Below are 19,356 nucleotides of genomic sequence, written 5' to 3'. Positions count from 1 at the left end.
CGGCAAGCTGCGCGACGAATTGCTGAATCGCGAATGGTTCCGCAGCCGGGCCGAGGCCAAGGTACTCATCGAACGCTGGCGACAGTTTTACAACGAGCGTCGGCCCCATAGCGCTCATCGCTATCAACCTCCTGCCACGGTCCGTCGAGCCTGGCTGGATTCCGATAATATCGACGCGAGACTCACTGCCTGATTGGTCACAAAATTCCGCCTCAGGTCACAGGGAGGATCGTCGGGGTTCGACCGTGAAGCGACGTTCGCTCTCGCGGTTCCCGGGAGGGCAAAGTGCGGCTCCGCACACGAGGCCGGCGTTCGATTACCAAGGATGAATGTTCGTTTCTCGACCATCGCGTACGGACCTATCCGTGATTTCGTGGGCGAGGCATATCATGACGTGTAAAAGCCATGGATATGCCGATGAAGAAGAAAAGGCAAAATGTAGCGCGTCAGGCAGCGGCCCGCCGGCCGCTGCCTGAACTGCCCAAGGAACTGCTGGATCAACTGGCCAAGGGGCCGATGACGCCGGCCGAAGTGCCGGACCTGATACTAGATTCAACAAGGCGGTCATCGAACGCGCGATGGGCGCGGAGATGAATCTTCTTCTGAGCCACTCGGCGGGCCGGTCCAAATCGCTCCGTCAGGCCAACGAGCGCAACGGCGCCGGCAGCAAGACGGTCATCACCGATCGCAGCTCGGTCCAGCTCGACATCCCCCGGGACCGTGACGACAGCTTCGAGCCGATCCCGACTCCTAAGCACGAGCGCCGCTTCACCGGCTTCGACGAACGCATCATCGCGATGTACGTGCGCGGCATGAGCGTGGGCGAGATTCAAGGGTTTCTGACCGAGCCCGACGGCACCGAAGTGTCGCCCGACTTCATCAGCTCGGTCACCGACGAGGTCATGGCCGCGGCACTGCGCTGGCAGAGCCGCCCGCTCGAAACGATGTATCCGGCGACGTTCTTCGATTCCCGATGCAAGTTCTTTGAGTTGCATGCCAATCACACCAGCCAGATTGCCGGACAGGCCCTGTCGTTCGTTACCGTGCTCTACGATATCGAACGCGAGGCTGCGGCATGGAATGTGACGATCGGCAGCGGCTTCGCCAACGCCAGGCCAAACCGGTATGCGACGCGCTCCGTGAATGGCTGGTGACGTAGCGCAAACCCGTTGCGGAGAGCTCGGCGATTGCGAAGGCGCTGGACGATAGGCTGAAACGTTGGGAAGCACTCGCGCGCTATCTCTATGACGGGAACGTACCGAGCGACAACAACTGGGGCGAAAACCAGATCCGTCCTTGGGCAGTCGTACGCTCCAATTGGCTGTTCGCGGGGTTGTTGCGCGCGAATCAGCGCGCGGCCGCTATCATGAACTGGATCCGCTCAACTGAACGCGCTCGATCCGCCAGCCTATCTGAAAGACGTCCTGACACGCCTGCCGACACACAATGCCAGCAACATCGACGCACTGCTGTCGCATCGCTGACAACCTCGCACTACCGCCGCCTAAACTTGCTCGTCAAGGTGAGTTGGCCGCTTACCGTCTTTCTCGAGGTCCGAAATCACCTTTTGGCACTTCATATAATCGGACCACCGATCAGGGCGACACCCGTAATGCGAGCGACGTTGGCGTAACGTACGCTCGAATGCGACCTATTCCTTAAACGCCTTTAGACTTTCGACAATAAGAATGTTATTCGCGGCGTCATGACGCCAAGTACGCGCGTTGAGGACCAGCGGAGTTTTCTCATAGGCTGGCTTGGGCAGCTGCCCCGGCTCAACCTTCTTGATGCTATCCAAGACGAGCCGTGCGTCCGGATAATGATATTTTTTCAGAATGCTCTCCGCCTCAGTCACTAGCACAACGGCATTAGGGGCACCGGCTCGCGTTGCCTCGACCGCCATATGACATAAAGCAAGTGCAGCAGTGTCACCCCCGCCTCGCACTTGCGCATACTCATTGGAAGCGGTGCGATACCAGCGTTCCCCCGCTTCAAACTCGCCATGTCGATAGCAGAGCATCCCAACGTTTGCTTTCGTATGAGGAGAGATACGCTTCTCCTGCTGCTCAACGCGAATTGCCTTCTTGAGCTCGCGCTCGCCCTCTTCGAGCTCGCCCGAAGCCATCAGCACGAACGCAAGATTGTTCCGCAGCCCGCTGTCGCTTCCTCTGAGACGCAGGCCTTCGGTGGCCCAGCGCTTACCTTCCTCGTAACGCCCGAGGATGCCGAGCAGGTAAGACGCTGCTTGCAGGGGACGCGTCGAGAAAGGCTCATCGCGATACCATGCCAATGCTTCATCGACGGCAGAATCGAAATCGCTGGTGCTGCTCCGTTCATAGTAGCGCGCCTCCGCAGCGAAGTCGTTTCGTAACCAAGCTTCCTCGGCACGGATCTCGGTTCTGGTTGTATCCATGAACCAGAGCGCCTGAGCCACAGCGTTATCGTTTGGGACTCTCAATCCCTTGTTCAGAAGTTTTCGAGATTCTCTCCAGGCTCCCTGCTTATATTCGACAACGCTCAATGCGCACGCAAGCTCGGTGGTATCAGCGGGAGCGAATCGCTCATCCTTAAGCATCTTCAACGCACGACCAGTGGACCTGCTGTCGTCCATGATCGTTTCGAACGTCACCAGCGACGCCATCAACCACGGATCGCGGGCAGTCTTCGGAGAGTTTGCCAGAAGATGCCGCGCCCGCTCCGGCTCAGAGCGATGCGCATAGAATCTCGCCGTGGAACGGAGCACGAATCGGTTGTGGGGTAGTAGGTACGAAGCAATCCGGAGGTGTTTTGCAGCCGAATCGTCGTCGCCTGAAATGGTAAACGCGCGAGCGAGGTCTACGTGACTGATACCGTCACGCGGATTCATACGCAGGCGATCCCTCAGGAAGCGGATATCTTCACCTGCGGTACGTGCCAAGACGGAAGCCTTCGCGCCAATCACGACCTCAGCAGCGCGTCGCAGAGGTGGCGGCGCCTCGCTCATCGGGAGCTCATTGATAAATTGGGCAGCGCCTGTCAACTCGCTTCGAAGCGCTTTCATAGGGCTATATGCGAGCAAGTCTGCGGCTAGGCCTACGCACCGGTTTGCTTCGAAGCGCATAGCCTTTTCTCGTACGGCGTGAAGCACCTCCGAGGGAAGTGGTTTCATCCTAGCGTCCGACTTCGGAAAGTCAGCGGCCAGGGTGTTCGAGGATGTCCTCCAGCGAGGCACAACCCGGCGCTCAGATGGTTTCGGCATTCCGCACCCTAGCTTGTCGGCGGCTCACCGTACAAATGTAACGAAGTCGATCGAAAAGCGATACGTACCGGTCAATGCCAAGCGCTCGTCCTGCTGAACGACGCGCGTCCGGATGCCCCCGGACGGTGGGATCCGGGTGGGTAAGTTCTGCGTATGCTTTGGCAAGTCTCTGAGACACTTCGGGTGGCAGTTGCTGAGCGACGTCAACCAGCACGAGCCCATGTGCGGTGATCAAATGCGGCAATGCGTCGGTGAAACGCGGGCTCGGATAGTCAAACGGGCTAATCTCAGCCGGGATGGTGTTGAGCAGCATCTCCGTCGCACCAGAGCCGCAGAAGAGCATGCCGATGAGGCTTCCAAGCAGGTATGCGTCGGCGCCCTCGCGCTGGTCGACGCTATCCTGCGGCGTGTGCTCGTACAGATATTCCGGAGGCGCGTAACACAGCTCACCCAAGAAAGGAATTTGCGCCGTATGCGGAAAGTCGTGTGTCCGCGAAAAGGCTCGGCCGAAATCCGTCAGCTTGAACATCTTGCTGTCGAAATCCAGGATATTTCCCGGTTTCACGTCTTGATGACAGATGCGCTTGCGGTGAAGCTGCGCGAGCGCCAGGGCAGTATGATGCAGGACCGAGAGCTTCCATTCAGGCATCTGCGCCTCGCCAAATGTCAACGAGTGTCGTACATCGCGTGCTGCTCGTTCTAGCGCGAAGAAGTACACGGTATGCTTACCACCGGGTATCTGGACATCGCACTGGCCAGAGTCGTACATGCGAACCACGTTCGACATGCGCGCATCCATACATGCTGCCAAGACCTGCTGCTCGAACTGATGCGCATGAACGAGGTGCGTAATTTGTTCGAGGGAGAGGCCGCGCAGCGCAGCTCCCTGCAGATCGAGGACCTTCACGAACGCCTCGACGCCGTCTTTCCTCGCCAAGAAACCGCGAGAGAAGTGACCATCCTTGACGTCCGTCGAAGTGCTTTGCAACTCGCTTGCGATCAGCCAGCCGTTGAGAGATGCGCCAATCAGGTTGTCCAGCGCCAAGTTCGGGCGCGTGGTCGACTCCAAACCGCTCATACTTTTTTCTTTGTAGTGTTGATGGCGAAAAAAAGCCGCCTATCGGCGGCTCGCAGCGACCTAGCGCGAAGGACGCCGCCTGTCGGTATTTTTTACCGATCCGCGATTTGCTTCCTTCACCGCTTTGTAAAAATCCTGTCGAAGTTGCTCGACGCCTTCCTTGGTCGGCGTGCTCGTCTTCGGGAGGAAGTACGGTGTCTTGGCTTTATCCATGGATGTTCCCCAGTTGCGTCTGGAATTATAGCGCTTTCCAGCAGTTTCAATATCTCCTGCGACGCAAAGCTCGACAGCTGGCCCAGCAGAGGATTCTCAGGCTCACCGGCCGGCGCCTCGAGCTTCGCCAGTTGGCCGCCCCAACCATCCACGCTCACGAGCAATACGCCGAACGGCTCGTTCGACTGGCGCCCATCACCGTCTTCCATTCGTAGCGGAAAGGCGTACGCCCCTCCCTCGAGCACGTCGCTGGCACACGACGCTACCATTCCGTCTCCACGTAGGTAGTGGGTAAAGCCATAATCGTCGCATGACGTTTTGTCGAAACCGGCGATCTGGTTCAACTTGAATGTCGCGCCCACCAGACCACGACCGTACCCGAATGACCATCGACGGCGCAGGTCCTCCCCTGCATAGGTACTTGCCACAATTTGCAGCTTTTTTTCCATGCCCTCGTACGAGAACACCGCCGCATGCACGACCGCATTTTGCTGTGTGTCAAAGACCTGACTGCCCGCAAAATCAGCGAGAAACGGCAGCCACTCTCGGATTCGGGCTTTTTGCTCGTCTGTTGCGTAGAGCAATCTCTCGCGCGCGGCACGTGACCGTCCCCGTAGGATTTCTGACGCTTCAGGCGGCGGTTCTGGCGGACGCCACGTGAGGCGATACCTGCCGTTCGGCTGGGGATGTAGGATCGTAACTGTCGCGGAGCTATCGCCTTGCACGAACGAGATATGCTCGTCGCATGGTCGCCAAGGCTGCCCCTTATCGATAGCGCGCGATAGCCGGATTTGCGACGGGTGGACGCCTCTCGAAAGGAACTTCAGGTGAAGCTGCAACTCACGCATCGCAAGCCCTTCCGGCACTGTCCAGATCATCTCCTCAACAGTTGCGTTGGGATCGTTATATAGTTCCTCGAACTGCCGCATATCCAACGCGAAGAGATTGCTACCCTGTACCTCCAGCTCCAAGTCCACAGGCATACGTGGTGCCAGAAGACTACCCTCGAAATCTATTGAGCAAACTACCTTCGATACCGAGCGCTCTCCTTCGCGGACCGTCATATGAGGCACCACCTCGGACAATGGCTCCACGGTCACTTCGCCTACGTGTCCCTCGTGGCACGACAGTTCGAACGTGCCCGGCACCTGAGACAGCGGCGCGTGCATGCTCTCCAGCCCATAAAAGCGGCGCTTTATAACGGCGCCGCCGAAGTCATCAATGACGGTCGTGAAGACCGCCCGCTGACAAACAACACCTTTGCGCCCGAGGTAGCTCTCAAAGCGCCGCCTCGCCATCTCCGATGACTCCGCAATGCAAAAGTTCTTCTTAAGCGCGAAGGTCTCCCCAGTCGGCTGCGCCGAATAGACAGAAACCGTTGCCTGATGCTCTTCGTTCACATGGATTACGTTGAACCCATGTCTGAATGCGCCAGCGCCGTTGCTCTCGGTCGGCGTGCTCGCCGATAGAATCGCGATCTGCGACTGGGTGCTGTAAGGTGTTTGAAACGACAGCTTCGAGAAATGCTGGTGATGCTTGTGACCGTGCAGCACGAGCGGAACGCCGTAAGATGCCAGCTCATGAAGGAATTTTCCCGCGTTGGTCATGATCATCATCGTTTCGTTGCCAGCATCGTATGGCAACGGAACCGGATGGTGGTGAACGGCCGCGATCCAGAAAACACCGAGCGACTCATCCGCTGCCTCAAAACGCCCCGCAACGTCGCGGAAAGCGCCGAGAGCACCACGCTTCACTTTCCCCGCAGCCCATCGAATGCCTTCGGACGCCGAGTCGAACGGGATCACACCAACGTTAAAGCCATCAAGAACCCGCGCGTGACTGATGAAAAGCTGCTCGCGCTCGCCCCGGCCAAGCTTGCTCGTGGTCACAAGGCGCAGGCACATCCCAATGGCGGCAACGCCCCATAACGCGGACTCAACGATCTTCGCAAGGAGCGGTGCGTTCGGAAAAGGAAACCACCACTGCGTTGCGACGGCGGCGAGCGCGAGCAACACCGTCGTAGGCAGCAGCCATTGAATCGGGAAAAGCCCTGAAATTCGCGTGTCGTGGTTGCCAGGCACGACAAAAATCTCAAGATGGTGCTTCCCCGTCTCCAGGCGTAAGCGGTCGCGAAGTTCGATGAGTCTTTCGCCGGCGCGCTTCACCGCAAGACGCCAAGGCGTGTTCACAACGTCGCCGGTTACGATGATGAGGTCGGGCCTGATGGAGACGGCCCGCCGTACAACGTCTTTCCAGAGAATATTGTCAAATCGATAACCGAAATGCAGGTCGGACACGTGCATCACGGTGGTCGGCACGTCGCCCGGCTTCTTGCCGTCGTTAGCGTTCGTGATCTTGTTTCGGTGCCAGGCGAACATGTGGATTTTTTCGGACCGTCCTGAAAATGATAGGCGAGATTCTGGCAAAGTCGGGCGAACTTTGGTAGTGGGCCGAACGTTGCGGAAACGTCTCGCATTCGACTGTGCAGGAAACCCACAAGCCAGTCTTCTCGCGGCAGCGCTGCCCTAGCCCAATACTCATCGCCTCTTGCGGTCCCGCGATAGCAGTCCGACATGTCGTCAATCTCAACTGACGCACCCACGCTCAATGGCTGGACGCCACATCGATATGCGCGTGGGATCTGCTGACGCCTGGCATGCGTCGCTCAGTCGTCAGAAGGTGTCGTTATGCTGGTCGAATGCCGCAAACGGCACACGGTGTTCTATGTATGGAGTGGGCAAGCGACATCCACGGAAATCCACGAAGAACCTTTGTCCGCCGTGAAGGGGAGCGGCGAGGGGAGTCTTTGCGCGCAACGTGCCAAAAAGGGCGATTCCGACAAAGGAGCGCTGAACGCGCCGCACAACTTCTTGGACGTATCTCCAACAATCTCTCCAAAATATTATGTGCTTTGGAGATACGCCTGGAGATATGTGCACCCTTGTAATATATGGCTGACAGGCCGAAATCGGAGCGTATCTCCAACTCTCCAGCCAATTTTTGCTCCGGTAACTCGGGGCGCGCCGTCGCGGCCGGACAGCATTCAAGTGCCAAGTGACGAATATGAGCGACCTTGTTCCCTTAGCGTACATTCGGCAAAGAGCCTCGGCATACTGACCAACAAGAGACGGAGCTGCCCTCCCTGGGCCAACGAAGTCAATGGCCCATATCGTGTTGGTACTTTTGTTGGTACAACTTTTACCCGCAAGCGCCATTTGCATACTCAGCATTGAGATATGGGTTCTGTCGGGGACCAGCCAAGCCTCATGGCTTCATCCACTTTCCCACGATCAAGTACCGCAACGACGGCGATGAAAAGCGCCTGACGTCAAGGCAGATCGGGAAGCATCAGCAGTCAACCCACACGCCAGATCGTCGCGCTCACCGAAGGTGAACCGCAGATTTCGTTCGACGCAAATCACTGATCGATTGACTCCCCGCACCAGCCCGAGTACACTACGCGCCGCGGGGTGGAGCAGTCTGGCAGCTCGTCGGGCTCATAACCCGAAGGTCGTAGGTTCAAATCCTACCCCCGCAACCAATACCGAAGCCCGCTCTGCGAAAGCAAGCGGGCTTTTTGCTTTCCGCCTGCGCTGCTGCGCGCGTACTGCCTGGCAGCATCGCATGCGGACCAAGGAACATTCAGCCTCCGGCATCGCCTGCGACACACGATCGCATCCTGTCCGATCACCGCGGCTCTGCACCAGACATTGCGTAGAATTCCGAACCTTTATCAGCATCCGGACTCCCGCAATGATTCGAGCGATCGCGGCACTCGTCGCGCTTTCAACGATGACCGGCACGGCAAACGCCGCCGATACCCTCACCGCGCCCGCGAAGCTTCGCTACGTCAGCCCCGGCATCGCCAACATCGCGAACGCAGCAGCACCGCGCCCGGAAAACCCCTCCCCCGACTCACGCTGCCGTGAACTGGCCGCCGGCATCGACGCCGTCACGCACGCCCCCGACCGAGGCCAGAAGGTCGTGCGCGGGATGGGCCCGGACGGCAAGCCGCGCAACGAACTGCGCGCTTACGACAAACGGGCCGACCTCGAAGCCGAGCATCAACGGCTCGGCTGCCGATAACACACGCACCACCGCCCGGTCGAATCACGCCGGGCGTGCGCATTCACGCGTTCGCACCGCCATCGATCGTCAACCCGGTCCCGTTGATCGACCGCCCTTCCGGTCCGACCACGAACGCGACGAGCGCCGCCACGTCGTCGGCCTTGCCGTACTGCGGAATCGCCATCCGCGAACGCTGCGCACTCGCATGTTCGCCGTCGGCCGGATTCATGTCGGTATCCGTCGACCCCGGATGCACGATATTGACCGTGATGCCGCGTGGGCCCAGATCGCGCGCGAGCCCCTGCGTCCAGCCGATCAGCGCAGCCTTGCTCGCCGCATAGAGGCTCATCCCCGCATCGGGCACGCGCGTGGCGAGACAGCTGCCGGTCGACACGATACGCCCGCCCTCCCCGAGATGCCGCGCCGCCGCCTGCGATGCGACGATCACCGCGCGCACGTTCACGTTCAGCGTCGCATCGATATCGTCGAGCGTGAGGTCGTCCAGCGCGCCGGCCCGGAAAATCCCCGCGTTGTTGACGAGGATGTCGAGACCACCGAACGCCTCGGCGGCACGATCGACCGCGTCGCGCACGGCGACCGGATCGGCGCTGTCGGCCTGGATCGCGACGGCGCGGCGGCCCAGCACCTCGATGCCCGCGACGACGGCCTGCGCCCGCTCGGCCGATTTCTCGTAGGTAATCGCGACGTCCGCGCCATCGGCCGCCAGCCGTTTCGCGATCGCCGCACCGATGCCGCGGCTGCCGCCCGTGACGAGTGCACGCTTGCCCTGAAGTCGGTTCATGTCGGTTCCTTTCCTCATTTATGTAACGACCAACACAGAATGTGGCAGGTTGCGCAGCACAGTCAATTGATTTAATTTATCGATCGATACAGATATCGACGAAGGAACGGAACCAATGGCTGAACGAGGCCGACCGAGGAGCTTCGACAAGGAAGCGGCGCTGGGCCGTGCGATGGAGGTGTTCTGGCGCCTCGGCTACGAAGGCGCATCGATGACCGACCTGACGGCCGCGATGGGCATCGCGTCGCCGAGCCTGTATGCGGCGTTCGGCAGCAAGGAAGCGTTGTTCCGGCAGGCGCTCGAGCACTACCGCGCAACGGAAGGACGGGAAATCTGGGGAGGCGTCGAGCAGGCCGGCAGCGCGCACGACGCCGTGCGGAACTACCTGATGGATACCGCACGCGTGTTCACGCGGCGGTCGAAGCCGGCCGGCTGCCTGGTCGTGCTGTCGGCGCTGCACCCGGCCGAGCGTTCCGATACGGTTCGGCAAACGCTGATCGCGATGCGCGAGCGCACGGTGGAGAATCTGCGCGAGCGCCTCAAACAAGGTGTCGCGACCGGCGAGATCGCGGCGCAAGCGAACCTCGACACGATCGCGCGGTATTACGTGACGGTCCAGCAGGGGATGTCGATCCAGGCGCGCGACGGTGCGAGCCGTCGCGATCTGGAGGCCGTCGCGCAAGCCGCACTGGCCGCGTGGCCGGCACTCGTCGGCACGGGCGGCGCGTAGCGGCAGGACGCCGCCGCCGCGCGCAGCCGCGCCCGCACGTTACTGCTTTGCCGCGTGCTGCACGTCCTTCGACGCATGCCACACGCGATAGCGCACCTCGAAGCCGTCCGGCACATAGACGACGAGCGGCAGGCGGCTGTTGTAGCGCAGCAGCTGGCCGTCGCCGCGCACCTGCACAAACCGTTGCTGCGGCGCCTGGCCCGGGCACGCCATCAGCGTCGATGCCGGCCCCTTCACGTCGGTGAGCTGGTAGTACGTATAGCCCCAGCCCTTCACGTCCTCGGCGGTCAGCTCGCCGCCGAACCACTGCTGGTTGCAGTCGGTCTGCAGCGTCTTGCCGATCATCAGCTCGACGCGCGCATCGCCTTCGTTCTCGAGCGCGGGCAGCGCGATCACGACACGCTGCTGGCCGGCCGCTGCCTGCGGAAACATCTTGATCGATTCGGCCGTCACGGCGGGCGCCGATGCAGGCGCGGCCACGCAGGCGGCGGCAGTCGTCACGCAGAAGGCGGCCAGCGCGGCCCGGATCGCGAATTTCATCGATGTACTCCTGAAAAACAAATGAGCCCCGGATGCTAACACTTTCGTCGCATGACCTTACGGTGCTGTAATTTGACGACACAATTGCAAACAGCTGGCAATCCCCTTGCGCGGTACTTATAGGGGAATCAACGGAGAACATCATGCTGAAGCTCATTGCTGCCGCCGGCGTCGCCACCCTGCTGGCCGGCTGCGTCGTAGCCCCGGACGCCGGATACGGCTACGGCCAGCCCTACTATTCCGATCCTGGCTACGCGTACGCCCCGTCGCCCGTGTACGGCACGGTCAATATCTGGGGCGGTGGCGGCGGACGCGACTGGGATCGCGGCCGGCGCGACTATCATCGCTGGGACGGCGACCGTGGCGATCGAGGCAATCGCGGCAACGGCTGGGGTCGCGGCGGCGGACACCGCGGCGACTGGAACGACGGCGGCGGAAACGGCGGCGGCCATCGCCACTGACGCGTATTTGCAACCGTTTGTATCCGCGCACGGCCCGCCGACGGCCGCACAAATGACAAAGGCCCTCGCATGAAGCGAGGGCCTTTTGTCGTCCGGTGCGGCGAAGCGGAAGTCGGCGGCGCGGGCCGTCCGGCACCGACCGCTCACGCGTCGCGCGTCCGCCCGCTTACCAACCGGCCGGCTGCGCGTAGCCGCCCGACACGGGTGCGCCGCACACATACGCACGCCGGTAGCGGTCGTAGCAATAGTTCGGGCCATCGTCCTGGTACTGCGCCTGCTGGTAGGTCGGATACGCAGGCTGCTGGTAAGCCGGCGCCTGGTAGTACGTCGGCGGCTGATAGGCCGGTGCCTGGTATACGGGCGCCTGATACGCGACGGGCGGATTCATCGCGGACGTCACGATCGCGCCCAGCACCGCGCCGCCGATCAATGCGCCGATGACGGCGCCACCGTCGCGGCCATGCGCGGACGCCGGGCCTGCCACGGCAAGCGAACCGGCGAGGACACACACTGCAGCAATTCTTTTCATGATGGACTCCCACGCGAAGTGGAACTGGATGCAATGCATTGTGGCGGCTTGCGGCCGTAATAGATGCAGCAAGTGGTAACGCGCGATTACCGCCATCACGCACACCGAAACGCGCCGTCGCCATGCTACGATTTTCGGCACACAGGAGACGCCGTCATGCAGCCCGAAACCGCCCGCCGTTTCGATACCGAATTCGCCCCGCGCATCGCGCAGGCGATCGCCGCCTTCTTCGCCGAACACGTGCTGACCGACGTCGTCCCGTATGGCGGCCACGGGCACCCGACGCGCGTGCAGATCCGCAGCGCGCCGCACGAGCATGTCAGCGGCTTCGAACATCCGCTGAACCTCGAGCTGACCTGGGACACCGACGAAATCGAGCGGCTGATGGAGCCGGACGGCCCGCAGCGCTTCGAGCACTACCTGGCCGCCCTGCCGAAAAAACTGGGCGCATGGCAGAGCGCGCGCGACATCGATCTCCTGTCGCGCACGCAGGCCGACCCGCTCGTGCGGCTCGGCGGCCTCGACTTCGAAGGCTGAGCGCCGGCGTCGCGCCATGCGGCCCGGTGATACACTCGACCGGCCCCGCGCCGGTGTCAATGCAGTCGCGCCGGCCGGGCCGCTCATCGCCGCCTCCACCCTTCCGCATGGTTGCGCACGCAACCGGCAACCGGGCGCGCGGACAACCACGCATTTGCTCCCGCCATGAACGCCGATACCGGCCTGCCGCTTCCGCAACGCTACTGGGCGATCGTCTGCGTCGCACTGGGCATCACGCTCGCCGTGCTCGACGGCGCCATCGCGAACGTCGCGCTGCCGACGATCGCGCGCGACCTGCATGCGTCCGACGCCGCGTCGATCTGGATCGTCAATGCATACCAGCTCGCGGTCACGATCACGCTGCTGCCGCTCGCGTCGCTCGGCGAGCGCATCGGCTATCGCCGCGTCTACATCGCGGGGCTCGCGCTGTTCACCGCGGCGTCGCTCGGCTGCGCGCTCGCCGGCTCGCTGCCGATGCTGGCCGTGATGCGCGTGATCCAGGGGTTCGGCGCGGCCGGCATCATGAGCGTCAACGCGGCGCTCGTGCGGATGATCTACCCGTCGTCGATGCTCGGGCGCGGGCTGTCGATCAACGCGATGGTGGTGGCGCTGTCGTCGGCGATCGGGCCGACGGTCGCGTCCGCGATCCTGTCGTTCGCATCGTGGCCGTGGCTGTTCGCGGTCAACGTGCCGATCGGCATCGCGGCGGTATTCGGCAGCCTGCGCGCGCTGCCGTCCAACCCGCTGCACGATGCGCCGTACGATTTCCCGAGCGCGCTGATGAACGCGTGCGTGTTCGGGCTGCTGATCACGGCCGTGGACGGGCTTGGCCACGGCGAAAGCCATGCGTACGTCGCGGCCGAGCTGGCCGTCGCGTTCGTCGTCGGCTACTTCTTCGTGAAGCGCCAGCTGTCGCAGCCGGCGCCGCTCTTGCCCGTCGACCTGATGCGCATCCCGATGTTCGCACTGTCGATCTATACGTCGATGGCGTCGTTCACGTCGCAGATGCTCGCGTTCGTCGCGCTGCCGTTCTGGCTGCAGAACTCGCTCGGCTTCTCGCAGGTCGAGACGGGCCTGTACATGACGCCGTGGCCGCTCGTGATCGTGTTCGCCGCGCCGCTCGCGGGCGTGCTGTCGGATCGCTATTCGGCCGGCATCCTCGGCGGGATCGGGCTCGCGCTGTTCGCGGCCGGGCTGCTGTCGCTCGCGACGATCGGCGCGCACCCGGGCACCGTCGACATCGTGTGGCGGATGGCGCTGTGCGGTGCGGGCTTCGGGTTGTTCCAGTCGCCGAACAACCGCGCGATGCTGTCTTCCGCGCCGCGCGAACGCAGCGGTGGCGCGGGCGGCATGCTGAGCACCGCACGGCTGACCGGGCAGACGCTTGGGGCCGCGCTCGTCGCATTGATTTTCGGGCTCGCGCCCGATCGCGGGCCGACGATTGCGCTCTATGTCGCCGCGGCATTCGCGGCGGTGGCTGCGGTCGTCAGCATGCTGCGCATCGCATCGCCGCGGCCGGACACGGCGACCTGACACGGCCGCTCGCCGCCCACAGATCCGCGCATCATGCCGCGTCGAGCGCGTCCATCACGAAGCGTACGCGCGCCTTCACGCTCTCGCGCGGCAGTTCGATCAGCCGGTAGCCATATGATGTGTAGCAATCGACCATCGCGTCGTAGGTCCGCACGGCTTCCGCGAAATCCTGCCGGCGTTCAGTGTCCTGCGCATAGATCTCGGGCCACGGCGGCGCGATGAACACGCGCCGGTGATAGCGGAAACGGCGGGCCGCCGCTTCGGCGTGCGCGGGGACCGGCAGGCCCGTCAGCCGCAGGTAGCCGACCACGTCCGGCACACCGCGGTCGAAAAACACCGGCCCGCGCGCATGCCGCGCGAGATGGTACGAACGCATCTCCCAGCTCAGCATCAACTCGGCGAACGCCGCCGGGTCGCGCCACGGCAGTGCGAGGCCGTCGATGGCCATCTGGTCGCGGATCACGCCGCGCCCGGCTTCCTGCGAGCGCGCAAAGCCGGCGCGTTCCAGCGCATCGAGCAGCGTGCTCTTGCCCGAACCCGGGCCGCCCGTCACGACGAAGAAGCGGCCGGCGGCGGCGTCCGTCTCTTCGTCCTCGGCACCGGTGCCCGGTGCGAACTCACGCATGCGCAACCCGCCGGCCGGCACGCTGCGTGACCGACGCAGCCGCCGCGACACTGCGCAAATCGGCGACGAACGTATCGCGCCAGACCGAAAGGTCGTTTTCACGGAGCCGCGCGAGGTTTTCCTCATGACGCGCCTGCCGCTCCGCGAGCGGCATCGACAGCGCACGTTCGAGCGCCTCGGCCATCTGCGACAGATCGTACGGATTGACGAGCAACGCGCCGGTCAGCTCGGCCGCCGCGCCCGCGAACTCCGACAGCACGAGCACGCCCGGATCGGCCGGATCCTGCGACGCGACGTATTCCTTCGCGACCAGATTCATCCCGTCGCGCAGCGGCGTCACGTAGCCGACCTGCGACATCCGGAAGAACGCCATCAGCAGGTTGCGCTCGTACTTGCGGTTCAGGTACTGGATCGGCGTCCAGTCGAGCTGCGAGAAGCGGCCGTTGATGCGGCCGGCCTCACCTTCGAGCGTTTCGCGGATCTGCTGATAGGTCTGCACGTCCGAACGCGTCGGCGGCGCGATCTGCAGCAACGACACGCGCCCCTGCCAGCCCGGCGCATTCGCGAGCATCCGCTCGAACGACTGGAAGCGCTCGACGAGCCCCTTCGAGTAATCGAGGCGGTCGACGCTCATCACCAGCTTGCGGTCGCCGAGCGCCTCGCGCAGCATCTTCACCGGCTTGCGCGTGCCGTACTGGACGGCCGCCTGCGCGATCGCGTCGGGATGCACGCCGATCGGATAGGCGGCGACCTTCACGACGCGACCGTGCGCATGCAGCATCCCGTCGTCGCTCGCCGCGCCGATTCCGCGCCGCTCGATGTAGTCGGTAAACGCCTGCTTGTCGGCCTCGGTCTGGAAGCCCGCCACGTCGTACGCGCACATGAACTTCACGAGCTCCTCGTGCGGCGGCACGAGGCGCAGCATGTCGGGCGACGGAAACGGAATGTGCAGGAAGAAGCCGATCGGATTCTTCACGCCGAGCTCGCGCAGGTAATGCGCGAACGGCAACAGGTGATAGTCGTGTACCCAGATCAGGTCGTCGGGGCGTAGCAACGCGGCGAGTTGCTTCGCGAGCATTGCGTTCACGCGCAGATAGCCCGCGTACTCCTGGCGATCGAAGCGCGCGAGATCGCCGCGGTAATGGAACACCGGCCACAGCGTCGCGTTCGAGAAGCCGCGGTAATACTGGTCGTAGTCGCGCCGGGTCAGCCCGACCGTCGCATAGGTGACGTTGCCGTCCCGCTGGATCGCGGGTTCGGTGTCGGGAGCGCCGACGATCTCGCCGTTCCAGCCGAACCAGACACCGCCGGTTTCCTTCAGCGCGTCCATCACGCCGACTGCCAGGCCGCCCGCGCTCGGGCGCGTGTCCTCGCCGGCGGCGACACGGTTCGATACCACGATCAATCTGCTCATGCGGCTTCCCCTCCTCGATTCGATTGGCTGGCGCGCGGCGCGCGCCAAGGCAGACACGGCTGCCCGAAGGCGGCCGTGCGGCGATTCAGACGTGAGCAATGCAGGTGTGAAAGACAGTGGCGGAATACGGCGGCAACGACATCAGGCGTCCTGCTCCTGGCCGAGATCCCGCTGATAGTCGAGCCCTTCCGGGCGGGCGCCGCCCTGATTGTGATCGCCGTCGGACGGCGTCTCGCCGGGCGAGCCGGCAGGCGGTGCCGACGGCACGTCGGTCTGCGGACGCGGGCGGTCTGCACCAGCGTCGGGCGGCCTGGGCGAAAACCGTTTCGAACGGCGCAAGGCTGGGTGTCTCATGTGCGGCGCGGCCCGAGGCCGTCGAAGAAACATTCCATAACTGAACAGTCTAGGTCGCTTCCTTGCACGCCAGAGTAACAATTACCTTCAATTTGTAACGTTTCGACCCCTCACCATTCATCTATCCGACAATATCGCCGCACGCGCGCGCGGCCTGCCGTCCGGCGATTTGTCAAAGCTTTGCATTTTTCCTATGACAATTGCGAAACAATGACGCGGCATGAGGGCGTGCACGCGTTGCCGCTCACCCAGACAGGACTTGCACTCAGGGATGAACATTCGTTTCGAATCGCCGCGTCGGGCCATGCCGGCGCGCATCGTGCTGGCCGCGATCGCCACGGCCGCACTGCTGTCCGGCTGCAACTCGCTGTACAGCGAGGGCGCGACAGCCGGCGCCGGTATCGCGGGCGCCGCGATCGCCTCCAAGGTCACCAACAACGCTGCCGTCGCGACGGGCATCGGCCTCGGCGCCGTGGCCGGCGCGCGTGCGGGTGTCCAGTACACGCAGCGCGTCGCACACCGTTACACACAGGAACAGATCGCGAAGGCCGCCGGCTCGCTCGACGTGGGCGGCGTCGCGCCGTGGTCGACGCACCACTCGTTCCCGATCGAGGACGACGAGCAGGGCCGCGTGACGGTCAGCCGGATGATCAGCATCGGCCCGCTCGACTGCAAGGAGATCGTGTTCGCGGTCGACACGCCCGCCAAGGCCGACAAGCCCGCGCAATCGGCGTTCTACGTCGCTACGATCTGCCGCGACGGCCCCGTGTGGAAATGGGCATCGGCCGAACCGGCAACCGAACGCTGGGGCGCGCTGCAATGAGCATCGCGCTCCGTATCGCGGCGATCGGCGCGCTGTGCGCGGCGACGGCCACGCTGTCCGGCTGCGGGTCGGTCGGCGCGGCGAGCGGCGCACTCGCCGGTGCGGCGACGGGCCTCGTCACCGCGAACCCGGCGGTCGGCGTCGGCGTCGGGATTGCCGTGCAGGCCGCGACCGACGAAGCCGTCAACCGCACGATGAAGCAACTCCATCAGAACCAGCAGGACGCGATCGCGAAGACGGCCGGCAGCCTCGCCGTCGGCGAAGTGAAGCCGTGGAAGGTAAAGAACACGCTGCCGCTGGAAAACGGCGAAGGCGAAGTGCGCGTCACGCGCGCGTACGCGTCCGCGCTCGCGATGTGCAAGGAATTCGCGTTCTCGGTGAAGGACGGCGACAAGGCCGACTGGTATTTCGCGAATGCGTGCCAGCAAGGTACGCACTGGAAGTGGGCGTCGGCGGAACCGGCGGTCGACCGGTGGGGGAATTTGCAGTAACGGCGCGATGCGCGGCGCCCTCGCCGTTCCGGGCGCTCGCGCCGGCAGTCGTTACATGCGTGCGCGGAGCTGCGCCACCCTGTCCTTGATCCTCGCGGACAACGCATCGTCCGGGGTGTAGGTCAGGCATCGCTCCAGATCGGCGATCGCGGCCCGGATATCGCCCAGTGTCTCGTAGGCACGGGCGCGGTTGAAATAGACGAAGGGCTGGTCGGGATTGAGCTTCAGCGCCTTGTCAAAGTAATCCAGCGACTGCTGGTAGCTGCCGGCTTCGAGGCAAATCGTCGCAAGCGTGCAATACGCCGACGGGTCCGTGTGCCCCAGCTCGATCGCCCGGTTCAGATCGCTCAACGCAAGATCCGTCTTCTTGACCATCGCGAAGGTTGTACCGCGATCGGCATACGTCGCCGCGTCTTCCGGTGCAATCTTCAGGATGTCGCCGTACAGCCCGAGCGCATCCTCGATGCGCCCCTGCGACACGAATCCACGTGCCTTCATGCGAATCGGTGAAAAATCGGGATGTTTGTCGGTCATTCGAATCCGCTCCGGAAACCTCGCGGCCCCATCGATTTCAGGACTCGACGTCCTCGAGACTGAAGATCTCGGTCTGGTCGTTGTACGAAAAGATCTCGCCGTAACGGCCCCAGTCGATCACCGCGTCGAGCGTCTCCTCGGCGGCACCGTCCGACAGGGAATCCTCCAGCTCCTGCTCGAAGCGCACGCGCGGCGCGCGATGGCCTGGGCGCTCGTTCAGCACCTTCTTGATCCGCGCAGCCAGCGGCACATGCTTCAGCAGATGATCCGCGAACATCAGCTTGCGCTCCTGCGTGCCGAATTCCGCGAACACGCGGCCCGGCGGCGTCAGGAACACGTCGCCTTCCCGCACGTCCGCGAAGCCGAGGTACTGCAGCACTTCGGCAATCGGGAACAGGTCGTCGACCTCGAGATGCAGCGAGCGCGCGATTTCCGGCATGTCCGCGCGGCCGTGGTACGGCGCCATCGCGAGCGTCTCGATCAGGCCGGCCATCAGGTTGGTCGACACCTGCGGCAGCCAGCTGCCGAGTTCGAGCCCCTTCTTCGTCGCCTCGCCGGTCTGGCGGGCCGTCATCTTCGCGTAGATGTCGTCGACGAGCTTGCGGAACGCCGGGTCGAGACGGTTGCGCGGATGCTTGAACGGCACCTTGATCTCGGCGATCACGCGGCCCGGGTTCGACGACAGCACGAGGATCCGGTCGCACATGAACACGGCTTCCTCGATGTTGTGCGTGACGATCAGCACCGACTTGATCGGCATGCGGCCCTGCGTCCACAGGTCGAGCAGGTCGGTACGCAGCGTCTCGGCCGTCAGCACGTCGAGCGCGGAGAACGGCTCATCCATCAGCAGGATCGTCGGATCGACGACGAGCGCGCGCGCAAAGCCGACGCGCTGGCGCATGCCGCCCGACAGCTCGCGCGGATACGCGTTTTCGAAGCCGTCGAGACCGATCAGGTCGATCGCGGCGAGCGCACGCTCGCGCCGCTCGCGCGCAGCGACACCGAGCGCCTCGAGGCCGGCTTCCACGTTCTGCAGCACGGTAAGCCACGGGAACAGCGCGAAGGTCTGGAACACCATCGCGACGCCTTCAGCCGGGCCGCGCAGCGGCTGGCCGAGGTAGGTCACTTCGCCGCCGGTCGGCTCGATCAGCCCGGCGATGATGCGCAGCAGCGTCGACTTGCCCGAGCCTGAACGGCCGAGCAGCCCGACGATCTCGCCTTCGCGCAGCGCCAGGTTCGCATCGTCGAGCACGAGCAGCTCGCCCTGCGTCTTGTTGAAGCCGCGGCAGACGTGATCGACGCGCAGGATTTCCTCACCGAGGCGCGGCGGCTGGTTCGTCTGGACGGGGGCGTTTACAGCATTCGGATTGTGCATCGCGTTTCGCT

Annotated in this window: 19 protein-coding genes, 1 tRNA gene and 1 pseudogene; 10 read left to right on the top strand and 11 right to left on the bottom strand. The window is 63.5% G+C overall.

The features are described 5' to 3' along the window. Together B7G54_RS23270 and B7G54_RS39810 are read left to right on the top strand one after the other, a co-directional pair. The coding region (locus B7G54_RS23270; RefSeq protein WP_085041208.1) for an integrase core domain-containing protein at positions 1-193 on the top strand (193 nt) is incomplete at its 5' end. 224 nt (positions 194-417) lie between these two features. Next, positions 418-1,484: pseudogene (locus B7G54_RS39810) on the top strand (transposase). A gap of 167 nt (positions 1,485-1,651) precedes the next feature. Here B7G54_RS39810 and B7G54_RS23260 read toward each other — a convergent pair. From B7G54_RS23260 to B7G54_RS23250, 3 genes are all read right to left on the bottom strand, one after another. Continuing rightward, positions 1,652-3,040: a hypothetical protein gene (locus B7G54_RS23260; protein WP_165765606.1), complete on the bottom strand. Its 1,389-nt coding sequence runs from the start codon at positions 3,038-3,040 to the stop codon at positions 1,652-1,654. 181 nt (positions 3,041-3,221) lie between these two features. After that, complete coding sequence (locus B7G54_RS23255) at positions 3,222-4,316, bottom strand: protein kinase domain-containing protein (protein WP_085041206.1); 1,095 nt, start codon at positions 4,314-4,316, stop codon at positions 3,222-3,224. 116 nt (positions 4,317-4,432) lie between these two features. Then, a complete protein-coding gene (locus B7G54_RS23250; RefSeq protein WP_085041205.1) occupies positions 4,433-6,907 on the bottom strand; it encodes a metallophosphoesterase family protein in 2,475 nt (824 codons plus the stop codon). A 1,086-nt stretch (positions 6,908-7,993) separates the two neighbouring features. On the opposite strand from B7G54_RS23250, the gene B7G54_RS23245 reads away from it, so the two are divergent. Both B7G54_RS23245 and B7G54_RS23240 read left to right on the top strand, forming a co-directional pair. Next, positions 7,994-8,070, top strand: a tRNA-Met gene (locus tag B7G54_RS23245). A 212-nt stretch (positions 8,071-8,282) separates the two neighbouring features. Beyond that, the gene (locus tag B7G54_RS23240; protein ID WP_085041204.1) at positions 8,283-8,615 is read left to right on the top strand and encodes a hypothetical protein; all 333 of its coding nucleotides are present in this window, start codon (positions 8,283-8,285) and stop codon (positions 8,613-8,615) included. Between the two features lie 43 nt (positions 8,616-8,658). Here the strand turns inward: B7G54_RS23240 and B7G54_RS23235 are convergent, their stop codons facing one another. Next, on the bottom strand, positions 8,659-9,399 hold the full coding sequence (locus tag B7G54_RS23235) for an SDR family NAD(P)-dependent oxidoreductase (RefSeq protein WP_085041203.1): 741 nt from the start codon (positions 9,397-9,399) through the stop codon (positions 8,659-8,661). 115 nt (positions 9,400-9,514) lie between these two features. Between B7G54_RS23235 and B7G54_RS23230 the strand changes: the two genes are divergently transcribed. Beyond that, complete coding sequence (locus B7G54_RS23230; protein ID WP_085041202.1) at positions 9,515-10,129, top strand: TetR/AcrR family transcriptional regulator; 615 nt, start codon at positions 9,515-9,517, stop codon at positions 10,127-10,129. A gap of 39 nt (positions 10,130-10,168) precedes the next feature. Here B7G54_RS23230 and eco read toward each other — a convergent pair whose 3' ends face one another. Next, a complete protein-coding gene (eco, locus tag B7G54_RS23225; RefSeq protein WP_085041201.1) occupies positions 10,169-10,669 on the bottom strand; it encodes a serine protease inhibitor ecotin in 501 nt (166 codons plus the stop codon). 143 nt (positions 10,670-10,812) lie between these two features. On the opposite strand from eco, the gene B7G54_RS23220 reads away from it, so the two are divergent. Further along, positions 10,813-11,130, top strand: coding sequence for a hypothetical protein (locus B7G54_RS23220; RefSeq protein ID WP_085041200.1), 318 nt, complete (start codon positions 10,813-10,815; stop codon positions 11,128-11,130). Between the two features lie 166 nt (positions 11,131-11,296). On the opposite strand, the gene B7G54_RS23215 is transcribed toward B7G54_RS23220, so the two are convergent. Next, positions 11,297-11,659 (bottom strand): hypothetical protein, encoded by a 363-nt coding sequence (locus B7G54_RS23215; RefSeq protein ID WP_085041219.1) that lies wholly within the window; start codon positions 11,657-11,659, stop codon positions 11,297-11,299. A 156-nt stretch (positions 11,660-11,815) separates the two neighbouring features. On the opposite strand from B7G54_RS23215, the gene B7G54_RS23210 reads away from it, so the two are divergent. Both B7G54_RS23210 and B7G54_RS23205 read left to right on the top strand, forming a co-directional pair. Beyond that, entirely contained in the window at positions 11,816-12,196 is a 381-nt protein-coding gene (locus B7G54_RS23210; protein ID WP_085041199.1) for a DUF5594 family protein, read from the top strand. A gap of 165 nt (positions 12,197-12,361) precedes the next feature. Further along, positions 12,362-13,729 (top strand): MFS transporter, encoded by a 1,368-nt coding sequence (locus tag B7G54_RS23205; protein ID WP_085041198.1) that lies wholly within the window; start codon positions 12,362-12,364, stop codon positions 13,727-13,729. A 31-nt stretch (positions 13,730-13,760) separates the two neighbouring features. Here B7G54_RS23205 and B7G54_RS23200 read toward each other — a convergent pair whose 3' ends face one another. From B7G54_RS23200 to B7G54_RS23190, 3 genes are all read right to left on the bottom strand, one after another. Then, positions 13,761-14,354 carry an AAA family ATPase gene (locus B7G54_RS23200; RefSeq protein ID WP_085041218.1) on the bottom strand — a complete coding sequence of 198 codons (594 nt, stop codon included), beginning with the start codon at positions 14,352-14,354 and terminating at the stop codon, positions 13,761-13,763. Further along, positions 14,347-15,768 (bottom strand): alpha,alpha-trehalose-phosphate synthase (UDP-forming), encoded by a 1,422-nt coding sequence (otsA, locus tag B7G54_RS23195; protein ID WP_085041197.1) that lies wholly within the window; start codon positions 15,766-15,768, stop codon positions 14,347-14,349. Before otsA ends, B7G54_RS23200 begins: the two co-directional genes overlap by 8 nt. 141 nt (positions 15,769-15,909) lie before the next feature. Further along, complete coding sequence (locus B7G54_RS23190; RefSeq protein WP_085041196.1) at positions 15,910-16,107, bottom strand: hypothetical protein; 198 nt, start codon at positions 16,105-16,107, stop codon at positions 15,910-15,912. 286 nt (positions 16,108-16,393) lie between these two features. Between B7G54_RS23190 and B7G54_RS23185 the strand changes: the two genes are divergently transcribed. Together B7G54_RS23185 and B7G54_RS23180 are read left to right on the top strand one after the other, a co-directional pair. Next, a complete protein-coding gene (locus tag B7G54_RS23185; RefSeq protein WP_085041195.1) occupies positions 16,394-16,945 on the top strand; it encodes a hypothetical protein in 552 nt (183 codons plus the stop codon). Next, complete coding sequence (locus B7G54_RS23180; RefSeq protein WP_085041194.1) at positions 16,942-17,436, top strand: hypothetical protein; 495 nt, start codon at positions 16,942-16,944, stop codon at positions 17,434-17,436. Before B7G54_RS23185 ends, B7G54_RS23180 begins: the two co-directional genes overlap by 4 nt. Before the next feature lie 51 nt (positions 17,437-17,487). Here the strand turns inward: B7G54_RS23180 and B7G54_RS23175 are convergent, their stop codons facing one another. Then, positions 17,488-17,970, bottom strand: a complete 483-nt coding sequence (locus B7G54_RS23175) for a tetratricopeptide repeat protein (protein WP_085041193.1) — start codon at positions 17,968-17,970, stop codon at positions 17,488-17,490. A 37-nt stretch (positions 17,971-18,007) separates the two neighbouring features. After that, positions 18,008-19,345, bottom strand: a complete 1,338-nt coding sequence (locus B7G54_RS23170) for an ABC transporter ATP-binding protein (RefSeq protein ID WP_085041192.1) — start codon at positions 19,343-19,345, stop codon at positions 18,008-18,010. Between the last annotated feature and the right edge of the window lie 11 nt (positions 19,346-19,356).

The sequence above is a fragment of the Burkholderia puraquae genome (assembly GCF_002099195.1).
Lineage (GTDB): Bacteria > Pseudomonadota > Gammaproteobacteria > Burkholderiales > Burkholderiaceae > Burkholderia > Burkholderia puraquae.
Note: the sequence above shows the minus strand (reverse complement) of the source record. Positions and strands in the feature narration are given on the sequence as shown.

Coding starts and splice junctions, on each gene's coding strand:
- B7G54_RS23235 (WP_085041203.1), bottom strand. CDS start 9,399: ATGAACCGACTTCAGGGCAAGCGTGCACTCGTCACGGGCGGCAGCCGC.
- B7G54_RS23220 (WP_085041200.1), top strand. CDS start 10,813: ATGCTGAAGCTCATTGCTGCCGCCGGCGTCGCCACCCTGCTGGCCGGC.
- B7G54_RS23255 (WP_085041206.1), bottom strand. CDS start 4,316: ATGAGCGGTTTGGAGTCGACCACGCGCCCGAACTTGGCGCTGGACAAC.
- B7G54_RS23170 (WP_085041192.1), bottom strand. CDS start 19,345: ATGCACAATCCGAATGCTGTAAACGCCCCCGTCCAGACGAACCAGCCG.
- eco (WP_085041201.1), bottom strand. CDS start 10,669: ATGAAATTCGCGATCCGGGCCGCGCTGGCCGCCTTCTGCGTGACGACT.
- otsA (WP_085041197.1), bottom strand. CDS start 15,768: ATGAGCAGATTGATCGTGGTATCGAACCGTGTCGCCGCCGGCGAGGAC.
- B7G54_RS23215 (WP_085041219.1), bottom strand. CDS start 11,659: ATGAAAAGAATTGCTGCAGTGTGTGTCCTCGCCGGTTCGCTTGCCGTG.
- B7G54_RS23210 (WP_085041199.1), top strand. CDS start 11,816: ATGCAGCCCGAAACCGCCCGCCGTTTCGATACCGAATTCGCCCCGCGC.
- B7G54_RS23260 (WP_165765606.1), bottom strand. CDS start 3,040: ATGAAAGCGCTTCGAAGCGAGTTGACAGGCGCTGCCCAATTTATCAAT.
- B7G54_RS23185 (WP_085041195.1), top strand. CDS start 16,394: ATGAACATTCGTTTCGAATCGCCGCGTCGGGCCATGCCGGCGCGCATC.
- B7G54_RS23200 (WP_085041218.1), bottom strand. CDS start 14,354: ATGCGTGAGTTCGCACCGGGCACCGGTGCCGAGGACGAAGAGACGGAC.
- B7G54_RS23180 (WP_085041194.1), top strand. CDS start 16,942: ATGAGCATCGCGCTCCGTATCGCGGCGATCGGCGCGCTGTGCGCGGCG.
- B7G54_RS23240 (WP_085041204.1), top strand. CDS start 8,283: ATGATTCGAGCGATCGCGGCACTCGTCGCGCTTTCAACGATGACCGGC.
- B7G54_RS23205 (WP_085041198.1), top strand. CDS start 12,362: ATGAACGCCGATACCGGCCTGCCGCTTCCGCAACGCTACTGGGCGATC.
- B7G54_RS23250 (WP_085041205.1), bottom strand. CDS start 6,907: ATGTTCGCCTGGCACCGAAACAAGATCACGAACGCTAACGACGGCAAG.
- B7G54_RS23230 (WP_085041202.1), top strand. CDS start 9,515: ATGGCTGAACGAGGCCGACCGAGGAGCTTCGACAAGGAAGCGGCGCTG.
- B7G54_RS23175 (WP_085041193.1), bottom strand. CDS start 17,970: ATGACCGACAAACATCCCGATTTTTCACCGATTCGCATGAAGGCACGT.